Origin of the sequence: Paenibacillus sp. FSL R10-2199 (assembly GCF_038000235.1) — a bacterium.
In the GTDB taxonomy this organism is placed as follows: Bacteria; Bacillota; Bacilli; order Paenibacillales; family Paenibacillaceae; genus Paenibacillus_AQ; species Paenibacillus_AQ phytohabitans.
In genome coordinates this window covers 4608732-4621563 of sequence record NZ_JBBOBO010000001.1, presented here as the reverse complement: position 1 = coordinate 4621563, position 12832 = coordinate 4608732, and the positions used below count along the sequence as shown (strand labels likewise).

The window sequence follows — 12832 nt, the reverse complement described above, 5'->3', positions numbered from 1 at the left end:
TCCGAATGTTATAGATTAGATGATTATGCCGCCGCTCACGCACCAGGCCGGACGGCTTCCGGATTCAGCTCCTGTGTCTGGCGGACCCCGGAATGCTCCACAGCCTCCGGTTCATCAAGCCACCAGTGATGCTCTCCAAGGAGTTCATCAGCAGCCTGGGGTCCAAAGGAACCGGCTGGATACAGATGAAGCGGAAGCGTCCCTTCTGCTGTTGCTTCGATTATAGGCTGAACCCACTGCCAGGACAACTCAACTTCATCCCAATGGGCAAAGAAGGTGGCATCTCCGAGTAAAGCATCATAAATCAGGTTCTCATAGGCTTCCGGCAGATCGGGGTTGCCCGACTCATGCTTAATGCTGACCGGCTCGAGCTGTCCGTGCTGGCGCGGATTTTTGGTATTCAAGGTAAGGGAGATCCCTTCGTTCGGGCCAATATCAATCACCAGCAGGTTAGGGTCCAGGGCAAGCTTGCTTCTGTTCTTATTATGCAAATCATTAAACGGCTCTTTGAATTCTATAACAATCCGCGTCGATTTCTCCTTCATGCGTTTGCCGGTGCGGATATAGAAAGGCACGTCCTTCCAAAGCGGGTCATCAATCCACAGCCGGGCGGCGATGTAGGTCTCATTCTGTGAAGAGGCCTCTATGCCGGGTTCAGCCGTATAAGCGGGAACCTGCTGCCCGCGCAGCTCACCCGCTGCATACTGGCCGCGTACCACATGCTGCGTCACTTCCTCACGGAGCAATGGCCGTACCGAACGGATCACATGGCGCTTCTTGCTGCGGACATCTTCCGGGGTGCTGCCTTTGGGCAATTGCATGGCCATCATCATAAGCAGCTGCAGCATGTGGTTCTGGAACATATCGCGCAGCGCGCCAGCCTTGTCATAATACCCTGCCCGCTCTTCCACACCGACCGTTTCACTGGCCGTAATCTGCACGCTCTCGATATACCGGTTCTGCCACAATGCCCGCAGTACAGGATTGGAATATTTCAGCACCTCAAGGTTCTGCACCATCGGTTTGCCGAGGAAGTGGTCAATCCGGAAGATCTCTTCCTCCTTAAAAGCAGCGTTCAGGCTTTCATTAAGCACCCGTGCCGACTGCAGATCCCGTCCGAACGGTTTCTCGATAATCAGCCGCTTCCATCCCTTCGTGTCACCAAGTCCGCTGAAGTTAATGTTACGGGCAATCTCACCGAAGAATTCAGGTCCGACAGATAGATAGAACATCCGGTTCTGCGGAAGTCCCAGCTCTTCCTCACGGCGCTGCACATGGCCCAGCAGCTTCACATAATCTTCGGGGCGTCCGACATCCAGCACGCTATATTCAAAAGCCAGCAGGAAATTCTGCAGCTCTGCTGAATCCTCAACCGGACGCCGCGAAAAGGTGCGCAGTGAATCCAGCACCTGATGCTGGAAGGTTTCATTCGACAGCTCTCTTCTGCCGAGGCCAATGACTGAGAGAGGACCAGAAAGCTTGCCATCCTTGAACAGGTTATATAGGGCGGGGTATATTTTGCGTTTGGCCAAATCCCCGGTTGCGCCAAATAGTACGAATGATGATGATTCCACTTTCATTCCTCCCGTAATTATCAAATGTTTATGTGGTTACTTATTATTACTCACAAACTTTATAACACTCATCATACGACTGCAGAATCCATTCGTCAACCTCATTTCGACATTTACGAAAAGTACTTATTTTCACGCACTTTTCACTATGTTATAGTAAGGTGGATATTAATAATAACTTTATAAGGTGGAATCCGCATGACACAGGAGCTTAAGCCCTTGCTCGCCAAAGTCGAGCATGTCCATCATATCATCGGCAAGAAGTGGGTGAATCTGATCATCCATGTGTTAATGGAGGGCACCAAACGGTTCAGTGAGCTGCACACGGTCATCCCCGATCTAAGCAAACGTATGCTCAACGAGCGCCTGAAGGAGCTTGAAGAATGCGGCCTGATCAGCCGCGAGGTCATTCCTGACCGACCGGTACGGACGGAATATTCGCTCACTGCCAAGGGGCAGGAGCTGGGTACGGCGCTCCTGCCCGTCGAGGCATGGGCGATGAAATGGCTGTAATGCCGCTGCCCTGAACACGCTAAACAGCAGATCTCCGGGAAGAAGACCTGCTGTTGTTAGCTTTTATAGTATAAATTAAGCCTCTCAGAATCAGGACACCAGTGTCTTCTCTCCGTCTGCTCCGCTGCCTGCCCGTACATACTTAGTGTTGAAATAGAGCAGCACGACATTGGATCCCAGCAGTGAGGCGGCCGCAAAGCACCAGATGAAGGCATACCCGAGATTCTTGGCCATGATCCCCAGGATCAGCGTAATCAGGAACCCGGCGAGTGATTTGAGTGCTGACAGTCCGGAGGAGAAGGTCGCCCGCTTGGCCCCGGGAATGAAATCCTGTACCCAGACACCTGAAGAAGACATATCCATCCCGAGCCCGAATTCAAACAGCACCAGACCGGCAATAAATACAGCCTTATGCGGAAACAATCCAACCAGCAGCAGTCCGAGTGCAGAGATTACAGTTCCGCAGACGATGATCCGGACGGCAGCAACCTCTTTTTTGGCCAGATAGGAGACCAGGAAGCTCGATACACTGATTACTCCCATGAACAGAATCAGAAGGACCCCGAGGGCACTGACCGGAAATTCCAGCTCATTCACCCCATATACCTGCCAGGACAACAGAAAGGCCAGCAAGGCGGTATGTGTCAGGATGCTGCGCAGAAGAATAAACCGCATCTCTGTGCTGCGGGCGAAATCGGCCGAGCTGGCATAGATCTCCCTGAGGATGCTGCTCTGCGTTCTGCTTCCGTAGTTGTCGCTGAAGCTGAGCCAGGTATAAATGCCCAGGCCTACCGCCAGCACGCCGGCAATTGCCACCGGAAGAACATAATGAACGCTGCTGCTCACCGTACCCAGCAATGCGCCGACGATGGCAAATGCCGAGACAAACCCGCTGATGCGGGGCAGGGCAATTTTTTTATAATCCGGCATTCCCAGCTCTTCCAGCTGATCAATGTACCAGGCCTGGGGAGAATCCGAGATCATCGCTACACCCAAAGACATCACTATGGAGGCGAGGATGAATAAAGCGAGACCCTCAGCAGCAGCAAAAAACCAAAGTCCCGCTCCCCACACTATGAACCCGGCCGCCGTCATGCGCTTTCTCCCATAGATGTCGGACAGATTCCCGCTCGGATAATCAAAGACAGCCATGGACAGTGAAGAAACGGCAAACACGATACTGATCTGAAAGGCATCCACGCCGCGCAAGCTCATCAAAATGATAAAAACCGCGCCATAGAGCTTATCAGCCACATTATACCCCGACAATATGACGCCCAGAAATACACTGTATTTCCGTTGAAGCTGATTGTTCTCCACTTTGCATCCCGCCTTTCACCTCGCTGATATTCCAGCCCGAGTTAATTATTGGGATTATATTATAATTGTTACCTTTTCAAAGTGAATTTTTGCACAGCTGGGCGGTCCTCTCATCCCGCTCCCGGGTCAACGGGTTAGAACCATGATGCCACGAGATCATTGATCGGCTTGTAGATGACTATAATGAGCAGCAGCGGGCTTGGGACCTGAATCCGCAGCAGTGTGCAGATCGTCGCCGCCAATCCGCCAATCCAGAGTACGCCGTAAACCATAAGATCACGCCGCTTAGCCCTGCCCTTCAGGGAGGGCAAATCCGCCGCAATACAGCCTGCGGCTATAATGACAAACAACAGCACCAGCAACATACAGGCTCACTCCTTGATATCGTCAAGAAAAGAATTGTCTATCGTACCGATCCGGTTGATTGTCACACTGGCATCGTAATGAATAGGCAGCGTTTTGAGGTAGCCTTCCTTGTTCTGCTCCAGCAGCTTGGCCCAAATTCGGGGGTAGGACCGGTAAATGGATTGGCCGAAGCCAAAAATATCAGCATTAAAGCGTTCGTTGACCTTCTCAACCGATCGCCTCATCCGCTCAATAATCCGGTCCTCCGATTCCTCCTCCAACTGTCTAATCTTGTTCTCCGAATCCAGCTTGCCGGAACCCTCTACTTCCTCCACATTGCTTACAGCTTCGACCTTCAGATAAATATGCGGCTCTCCGCCGATGATTTTCACTTTGCGCCTGGTTGTAGTCGACAGTGCCTCGATGATTACCAGGCTTCCGTTATCTTTGTCTTTGATGTGCCCTGTATTTTTGCTTACGTTATCAATAACATAGTTGTATCCTACAATCTCGTTGTCATCCAGCCAGCCAAGCATTTTCGCCCTTTTGAATACAGCCACCCCATTATAGCTAAGCCTTGCACGCGGAATGGTTTGTTCAATATTTATTTTCTCACCGCCTGCCTCGGGACTTCCCTGCACTTCTACTCCGGTCAACACCGGATTCTCTCCCTCGCAGAGCGCATCCTCTATGAATTTGTCCAGTGTAACCGCAGCTGTCTTGGCGGAGACCTTATAGGACTTGTCCAGTGCGTTGAATAATTTATTCGCCGGCAGCCTGTCCAGGGGCGTCAGGACTTTGAGCACATTCTCTGCGGTCGTATTCCGCGCCACAAGCATGAAGAAGTCCATACGCGGCTCGCGGCTTCTTTTGAGCACATCCAGCGTTTCACCGAGCCCTTCACGAGCCAGCTCTTCTCCGATAACGAGTACACGGATATGCCCCAGATAAGGCGAACGCGAACTGACCAGATTGAACTTGCGGAGCGATTCATAGATCGTCGGCACTGTAAAATCATAGGTGACTACCGGAACCCCGCCTGCCCCTGAACCCCCGGCCCCCTGTGATGTAATCGAAGACGGAATGACGACCTGCATCGATACCTTGTAGCCCGACTCGGCTTTATCCAGCCCCAGAGCCAGCACAAAAGCCAGTTCATTTAACTCCTTCCGTTCCCAGCAGCCGCTGAGCAGCATCGGAAGCAGCAATAGGGGAATGCATGCGGTCAAGACTTTCCTGATTCTTGTATACATATTAAGGTTCCTCACGCTTGGAAGTGTTCATCCGCTGCAGATTCTGCGTTTTATTCTCCTTCGGCCTTGTCTTCAGCAGCGGCCAGGGAAGCCTGAAGATGGAATCCTTAAGGTCTGCCGCCCTGAAGGGGCCAATCGGACTCATGTAAGGAACGCCGAAGGAACGCAGGCTGACCAGATGCAGCACCAGCAGGAACACTCCGCACAAAATTCCGTACAGCCCCATGAACCCGGCGAGTCCAATCAGGGCAAACCGGATAATTCTCGCGGCAATGGCCATCCCTGCTTCGGGAATGACAAAGCTTGAGATCGCTGTGATCGACACAATGATAACCATAGCCGAGGAGATGAAGCCTGCTGCAACCGCCGCTTGCCCGATGACCAGCGTGCCGACGATAGAGACAGCCTGACCGACATTCTTGGGAATTCTCACACCTGCTTCGCGCAGGATTTCATAGGTGAATTCCATCAGCAGCGCCTCGATAAAAGCCGGAAACGGCACTGTTTCCCGCTGGGCCGCAAGACTGATTACCAGATTGGTCGGGATCATCTCCTGATGATAGGTTGTAATGGCTACATAGAACGCAGGCGCAAACAAGGTAACAAAGAAGGCCAGGAACCGTACGCACCGCAGCAACGTGGAGATATCCGCCCGCTGATAGTAATCTTCCGCCGACTGAAAAAACGATACAAAAATCGTAGGCGCCAGCAGTACAAAAGGCGTCCCGTCAACCAGGATTGCCACCTTCCCCTCCAATATCCCTGCAGCAATGGTGTCGGGACGGTCACTGTTATAAATCGTGGGAAAAGGCGTCGCCGCCGTATCCTGAATGAACTCTTCGATATAGCCGCTCTCCAGGATACTGTCCGTATCAATGCTGTTCAGGCGCCGCTTAACCTCCTGCACCAGCTCTTCATTCGCGATGTGGCTGAGATACATAATCGACACACTGGTCTGCGTCACGCGGCCGATCTGGATGGTTTCCAGCCACAGCTGGCTATCTTTGATTTTGCGGCGGATTAAAGCAGTGTTCGTTCTGAGATTCTCTGTGAAGCCTTCCATGGGTCCCCGGACCACAGATTGCGAGATTGGTTCACTCACGTTGCGGTCTTCCCAGCCGGGCAGTCCGATCCGCAGCGCTGAAGCGCTCCCCTCCACCATGAGCATCACATTCCCGGATAACAAATCGTGAACGAAATTCTTATAGTCATGGATCACAGTAAGATCGCCGGCCATAAGCACGCGTTTTCTCAGCATCTCAATTTTGCCGTCAGGAACCAGTTCTTCCAGCAGACCGGAAACCCTGCCCTCCTGGAGCGAGTACAGAATTGAGTTATGCAGCAGCTGTGTATCTATCAGACCATCGATATAAAAAATAGCAAGCTCCGTACGTTCCCCCAGCTGCAGACGTTTCCGCACCAGATCTGAGCTTTGCCCAAGCAGTTTGTACAATTGATCATCATTGTCTTCCAGCCGGCAGGATAACTCACCGTTAACCGCATCTTTCAATGTCGTTCCCCTCCACTTCCCTATCCATTCACTCTGTTGTAGTTTGGTAGCACCGCTTGATAATTATTCCTGAATCGTTGCCAGCGCTTGAAACACATAATTCTGGAAGGAGATGCCATACTAAGATGGTTTCCGGGAAGATATAACCTGCGGGCTATAGTAAGGTGTAAATGGAGGGTAGACATGAGTATTGAAAAAGACCGGATCAGTACGGCGCAGATGGTAATCCTCGGACTTTTCACTTTTATTGGGGATATGGCCCTGGTCTACCCGGCAGCCATGACTGCTGTAGCTCATCAGGATGCCTGGATTGCTGCCCTGATCAGCATTCCGCCGGGAATCGCATTGGTCTTCCTGTTCGTCACTGTTGCGAATATAAATCCGGACAAAAACATTATTGAGCTCAGCCAGCAGATTCTGGGGAAGTGGATTGGCAGTGCGGTAGGCGTATATTATCTGTTCTTCTTCATCATCGCGGCCTCTACCTATGTCAGAGAGATCGAGGACTTCATGTGTACTCAGATCTATGAGGGAACTCCGGGCGGTGTCATCCGGTTCATGAGTATTGTTATACTTGTCTACGGGCTGCGTCTGGGCCTTGAGACGGTCGGCAGAGCGGCTCAGGTGTTTTTTCCGCTGTTCGCTTTATTCCTCGTTTGCCTGATGGTGCTCTTATTTCCGCAGGTCCAGCTGGAGCGAGTCCAGCCCATTCTGAATACGCCTTTTCCGGATATGCTGCATGCTGTCTTGTTCGGCGTGTTTTATCCGTTTGGGGAATTATGTGTATTTTTCATGGTCTATCCCTACACCCGCAAGAGCCGTAAGATCAACCGGGATATCTTCCTTGCCCTCATCCTTGGGGCGCTGGGTCTGAATCTGATTCTGTTCCTCTCTTTAACCGTTCTCGGCGTCTATTTCTCAGAGCATAATTTCTATGCAGCCTATATCCTGGCCCAGAAGATTAATATAGCCAACTTTCTGCAGCGTCTTGAAGCACTGATGGCTACGGCCTGGATTATCACAACCTATTTCAAAACAGCACTCTACTTCTATGCCTTCGTTCTCGGGACCGCCCAGCTATTCAAATTAAAAAGCCACCGTCCGCTGATCTTCCCTGTGGCCTTCCTGATCTACGGACTCTCCCAGCTCATCGCCAAGAACATTATATTCTATGTAAAAGAGATCCCGGACTACTGGGTAGACTGGGATCTCACGCTTTCGCTCGTACTTCCGCTGATAATGCTGATCGTATATAAAGTGAGACAGCGCGCGGCTGCCTCATAAGCTGTATAGCTATAGGCTATGCCCGCCTGAGAAGTCCAGTCCTGTATACTCGAAGTAGTCAAAATACGCCGCCTTCGCCTGCTGGTCCAGATCCTGGGCGCAGATTCCGGCATAAGAGCCGGTGAAGCCCAGCTTGCCGCCATGCTCATCCGAGAGGGTGCCGAAATCAAGCGGCGTACACATCGCCGTCCAGACCTCCCCGTCCGGTGAAGCGTAGAACATAATATCTCTGCCGTTAATCTCTGCCTTCAAAAAGTAACGTTCCCAGTCCTTCACCGAAATCTGCATGGAGGAAATTTCCCCATATTTGCCAGCCTGACACATTACGACTCCTAAAGCTACCCCTCTGAGTTCATCCGCCGTTACACGCAGATAATAGTAGTCCTTGTCATCGTAGTAGAGCACCAGTCCGGCCATCTGCATGAAGCTGTCCGGCTTGAATTCCAGGCAGGTAGTTACGGTGCAGGCAAAATGCTGAATCGGCCTCCCGATCAGACTCTGGTCAAACAGCGATGCCAGGGATTCCCGGCCGCGCAGCCGCAAGAAGCCGGGACGCTCCTGCAGGCTTACCCACGACTCCTCGAACGGCACGCGCAGACTCTGGTAAGGATAACCCAGCACGTGGCCGTCAAAATTATCGCGCTCCGGCAAGGCATCAAACGGATGCGAGGGAAGCTCCGGCGCTTCGGTCCGCAAAGCCGGCAGCTTCCCGCCATGCGCCAGGCGCAGCCAGCCGTCCTCGGTCCAGACGCAGTGCTGGATCGCCGTCTCCCGGCCCAGCGGATTCAGCTTGCCCGTACCCGGGATCGGGCGGGTGCACAGATGAGCCATATACCATTCCCCGGACTGCGTCTCCACCAGTGAGCCGTGCCCTGCCTGCTGGAAGGCATAGGTCAGATCATGAGCCGTAGTCATGACCGGGTAATCCGGATCGGTCTCATAAGGTCCGGTTAGGCTGCGGCTGCGGGCCATCGTGACCATATGATTCACTCCGGTGCCCCCTTCAGCAACCAGCAGATAGTAGTAATCTCCGCGCTTGTACAATTGCGGGCCTTCCGTTACACCTGTCGGAGTCCCCTTGTATATTTCATGAATAGGGCCGGTCAGCCTGCCGCTTTCATGGTCATACTCCTGCATCACGATGCCGGAGAAATTGCTGTGATTCTGCCGGAAATCCCAGCGCATATTCAGCAGCCATTTGCGTCCGCCCGTGTCATGAAACAGGAACGGGTCGAACCCGCTGCCGTTCAGCCGCACCGGCGGGCTCCAGGGCCCTTCAAGACTGGTAGCCGTAATCAGGTAGTTATGCAGATCCTTATACACACTGGAGCGGGACTTCACATCCGTAAACAGCAGATAGTACAAGCCGTTGTCATAGGATAGTGCCGGCGCCCAGATGGAGCCGGAGCTTCCGTTGCCGCGCAGGTCCACCTGAGACGTCTCGGTCAGCACACGGGTAAGCATATGCCAGTGCACCAGATCACGGGAATGATGAATCTCTACACCGGGGAACCATTCGAAGGTTGAGGTTGCGATATAATAATCATCGCCCACCCTAAGGAAAGACGGATCGGGATGAAAGCCGGTCAGCACCGGATTGACAATGGTTGGAGCCATAAATGTTACCCCCTGGTTAATGTAAGTTACAGATTGGATTGCACCGATTGGATTCTTAGAAGAACCCCTGTTTTTATTGTAGCGCCCGGGAGAACAGAAAGTTATAATGGGTTATAATAAAATGTTTGTATTTTGTCATGTTGGAGGCGTCAGCAAAGCGTTATGAAACAGCTATTCGAACCTGTTCTGTTTGCGAACCGGCAGTCTCTGATCTGGGACTACCGCATCTATACCGACGATCATTACAAGGGATATTACCACTGGCACCAGTGCTGTGAAATCATGTTCGTGCACGGCGGACAGGGCAGCATTGTGGTCAATCAGCAGATGTATGATATCCGGCCGGGCATGCTGTTTTTTTTCCAGCCGTATCAGCTGCACCGGATCTATTCCGAAGTTTCACCTGAGTGTCCATTCGTACGCACGATCTTCTATCTAGACCCCCATATTGCCGAGAATCTGCTGCAGGGCTTCAGCAAGCGCAAAGCGGTCTTCTCTGCTCTCTGGCAGGGGAGCAACCCGTATTGCGGCTTTGATCTCGGGAACCGGATTGAAACCATAGAATGGTTCTACCAGAATTACAATGAATTAAGGATGAAATCGTCTGAGGAAGACCCTGAGGATATCTCGATGCTGCTCCTGCAGCTGCTCAGTTGTCTCGGAACAGGCGAGCAATCGATGATCCATACCGGAGAACGCCGGAATCTCCGCTATTCGGAGCAGATCATGAACTGGATTGAGGCTCATTATCAGGAAGAGGTTAATCTGGATCAGCTTGCGGAGGAGACTCATCTGTCGAAATCCTATGTATCGCGGATCTTCCATCAGGAGACAGGCGGCCGGCTGGTTGACTATCTCACCGCCCGGCGGCTTAAGCAGGCCTGCCGGCTGCTCGGAACGACCGATATGCCTGTGGAGCAGATCGGCATTGCCGTCGGATTCCCGAACGCCTCCTATTTCAATCAGCTGTTCAAGCGGGTCCTCGGGACCACTCCGCTGAAATACCGGAAAGGGAACATGTAGATAAATGACAATATAACGATATTTCTTCATATCAAAGTGCAACTTTCCATAATCATAGGACGCTATACTGAGGCCATATTCTAATTAATGGAGGCATCAGTGATGAGTACAGCATATTGGCAGGAAGTTATGAACCGGCTGGATACGAAGGTTACGCGGATGATAGAGCAGATCGGCGGAAAATGTCCGCATTTCGCCGGAGAAGACGGTAAGTTCGATGATATCGCCTCCGACTGGTGGACGACCGGCTTCTGGCCGGGGATGCTCTGGATTATGCATGATATGACCGGCAAGGACCACTATAAGAATGCGGCCTGGCACTGGGATGAGACGCTGGAGCAATGGTTCGTTAAGCCGACCGTGGAGCTGCATCATGATGTTGGTTTTCAGTTCCTGCCTACAGCCGTAATCAAGAACGTTCTGACCGGGGACGAGGATGGCCTGCGCCGGGGCCTTGAGGCCGCTAACTTCCTGGCCGCACGCTATAATCCGGTTGGCAGGTTCATCCGCGCCTGGAATGAGGACAAACACGGCTGGGTAATCATTGACTGCATGCTGAACATCTCCCTGCTGTTCTGGGCAAGCAAGGTGACTGGCGATCCGCGCTATAGACATATTGCGGTCAGCCACGCGGAGACTGCGATGCAGTATGGTGTGCGTGAGGATGGATCGACCAAGCATATCCTCTCCTTCGATGCCGAGACTGGCGCATATATCGAGAATTTCGGCGGCCAGGGCTATTCCGCAGAATCCTGCTGGAGCCGGGGAGCAGCCTGGGGACTGTACGGATTCATTAATACTTACCGCCACACCGGGGATGAACGTTTCCTGAATACCGCGAAGCGGATTGCCCATTATTTCATCTCCGCCCTTCCGGAGGATCATGTGCCGTACTGGGACTTCCGGCTGGCAGACGACAAGCGGATGTTCCGAGACAGCTCCGCCGCATCGATCGCTGCCTCAGGCTTGCTGGAGCTGGCTGCCATCGTGCCGCTAGGCGAGAAAAGCCTCTACGCAAATGCCGCGGAGCGGATTCTGCGTTCACTGACCGAGAACTATGCCACCTGGGACCAGCCGGAGCATGAAGCGATTCTGCTGCATGGTACAGGCAGCGGCGACTCCTTCATCGATGTATCGCTGATCTACGGCGACTATTACTATGTCGAAGCCGTCGCCAAGCTGAACGGCTGGAAGCACCGTATTTTCTAGTCTGCGTATTGGATAACAACAAACAGCGGGCCCCCGCATGCTGGGGGACCCGTTGTTTGTTGTTTAGGATGCGCAGCAGAACAACCTGCTCACTCTGTCTGGCAATTGGACTTCAACGCAATTCTTTCGGAGGTTAACTCAGCTTTAACTGCTGCGTCCAATACGCTCCGATAAATTAGCACCATTACTGTGCCGTATGCGTCCACGCTCCAGTAATCTCGAACTGTGACGTAATGTTTAAACAAAATTGCTTTCTTTTATTCGAACATTCATTCGTATATAATTATTTAAACACCAACTAAAGGAGACTAAATTAGTGAACTCAATTGATTTAATTCTTTTAAATTTCAATGAAGTACGAAGAAGAAGTATTAAAGTTTGGACATCTATTCCTCAAGAAAAACTAATATGGAAACCGGACAACGAAGCAATGACTTGTATAGAGATGATTAGGCATGTTCTAGAAAGCGAATATTATTATCATCTCGCTATCCATAATCGAGGCAGTCTGGAGGTATTTGATTCTCCTTTCGAAAAACAACCTTTTTCTACCGTCAATGCGGAATTGAAATTTGCAGAACCATTTAGAAATCACTTCTTAGAATCTATTAAGTTATTTTCTGAAGAAGATTTAACAAGCATTAAAATTGATCGTTCTGATTCAGGTTATATAAGAAGTTTGGGTGACATGTTGCTAAGAGTCGCATATCATGAATCAGTCCATACCGGCCAATTGCTGGATTACTTAAGAACGGCAAACATTCCAAGAGTACGTGTTTGGGATTAATCTATCTCACAGGTGTAATCATTAAGGTGATACGCCTTTTCTTTTTTTAGTTACTACGCATTTTGCGTCTACTCTGCCTTTGGGAGAGAAGGGCTGCATCCCCTCTCTGTCCCTGCATCTTCGTACTGCGCAATACATAATCATTTTGTGTTAAACTTAATTTGGATATATTTAGCAATCCATTTTAGGAGGAATGAATGAGATGAGAAAAGTTACCCAAAAAGACTTAATAATTGTTTCTTTGATATTTGGAATAAGCATTGTACTAGGTAGTCTTCAAGTAATTTATTCATCTTTGGTATCTGTTAGATTGTTAAGTGTTATCTCAATAATTTCTCTTTCTTTTGCTGTTGGTTTTCTTATAAGAGAATTATTTATATTAAAAGAAAAATAAGCT

12 protein-coding genes are annotated in these 12832 nt (G+C 51.0%); 6 read left to right on the top strand and 6 right to left on the bottom strand.

Annotated elements, in window-relative coordinates; translation table 11 throughout:
* Positions 1–35: 35 nt before the first annotated feature.
* Positions 36–1574, bottom strand: coding sequence for a glucose-6-phosphate dehydrogenase (zwf, locus tag NYE33_RS20140; RefSeq protein WP_341067179.1), 1539 nt, complete (start codon positions 1572–1574; stop codon positions 36–38).
* Positions 1575–1772: 198 nt separating this feature from the next.
* Here zwf and NYE33_RS20135 point away from each other — a divergent pair, with 198 nt between their 5' ends.
* Positions 1773–2087, top strand: a complete 315-nt coding sequence (locus NYE33_RS20135; protein ID WP_042137990.1) for a winged helix-turn-helix transcriptional regulator — start codon at positions 1773–1775, stop codon at positions 2085–2087.
* Positions 2088–2177: 90 nt separating this feature from the next.
* Here the strand turns inward: NYE33_RS20135 and NYE33_RS20130 are convergent, their stop codons facing one another.
* The 4 genes from NYE33_RS20130 to NYE33_RS20115 all read right to left on the bottom strand — a co-directional run bounded on the left by NYE33_RS20130 (position 2178) and on the right by NYE33_RS20115 (position 6515).
* A complete protein-coding gene (locus tag NYE33_RS20130; RefSeq protein ID WP_042137992.1) occupies positions 2178–3407 on the bottom strand; it encodes an MFS transporter in 1230 nt (409 codons plus the stop codon).
* Between the two features lie 134 nt (positions 3408–3541).
* Positions 3542–3772, bottom strand: a complete 231-nt coding sequence (locus NYE33_RS20125; protein WP_231575152.1) for a hypothetical protein — start codon at positions 3770–3772, stop codon at positions 3542–3544.
* A gap of 6 nt (positions 3773–3778) precedes the next feature.
* Entirely contained in the window at positions 3779–4960 is a 1182-nt protein-coding gene (locus NYE33_RS20120; RefSeq protein ID WP_341067176.1) for a Ger(x)C family spore germination protein, read from the bottom strand.
* Between the two features lie 46 nt (positions 4961–5006).
* Positions 5007–6515 (bottom strand): spore germination protein, encoded by a 1509-nt coding sequence (locus tag NYE33_RS20115; protein ID WP_076246842.1) that lies wholly within the window; start codon positions 6513–6515, stop codon positions 5007–5009.
* Positions 6516–6698: 183 nt separating this feature from the next.
* Between NYE33_RS20115 and NYE33_RS20110 the strand changes: the two genes are divergently transcribed.
* Positions 6699–7799 (top strand): GerAB/ArcD/ProY family transporter, encoded by a 1101-nt coding sequence (locus NYE33_RS20110; RefSeq protein ID WP_336103800.1) that lies wholly within the window; start codon positions 6699–6701, stop codon positions 7797–7799.
* Between the two features lie 9 nt (positions 7800–7808).
* Here NYE33_RS20110 and NYE33_RS20105 read toward each other — a convergent pair whose 3' ends face one another.
* Positions 7809–9416 (bottom strand): glycoside hydrolase family 43 protein, encoded by a 1608-nt coding sequence (locus NYE33_RS20105; protein ID WP_341067175.1) that lies wholly within the window; start codon positions 9414–9416, stop codon positions 7809–7811.
* A gap of 162 nt (positions 9417–9578) precedes the next feature.
* On the opposite strand from NYE33_RS20105, the gene NYE33_RS20100 reads away from it, so the two are divergent.
* From NYE33_RS20100 to NYE33_RS20085, 4 genes are all read left to right on the top strand, one after another.
* The gene (locus tag NYE33_RS20100; RefSeq protein ID WP_341067172.1) at positions 9579–10439 is read left to right on the top strand and encodes an AraC family transcriptional regulator; all 861 of its coding nucleotides are present in this window, start codon (positions 9579–9581) and stop codon (positions 10437–10439) included.
* A 102-nt stretch (positions 10440–10541) separates the two neighbouring features.
* Positions 10542–11648, top strand: coding sequence for a glycoside hydrolase family 88 protein (locus tag NYE33_RS20095; protein ID WP_042138003.1), 1107 nt, complete (start codon positions 10542–10544; stop codon positions 11646–11648).
* Positions 11649–11964: 316 nt separating this feature from the next.
* Positions 11965–12435: a DinB family protein gene (locus NYE33_RS20090; protein WP_336103796.1), complete on the top strand. Its 471-nt coding sequence runs from the start codon at positions 11965–11967 to the stop codon at positions 12433–12435.
* 202 nt (positions 12436–12637) lie between these two features.
* A complete protein-coding gene (locus NYE33_RS20085) occupies positions 12638–12829 on the top strand; it encodes a hypothetical protein (RefSeq protein WP_336103795.1) in 192 nt (63 codons plus the stop codon).
* Positions 12830–12832: the final 3 nt, after the last annotated feature.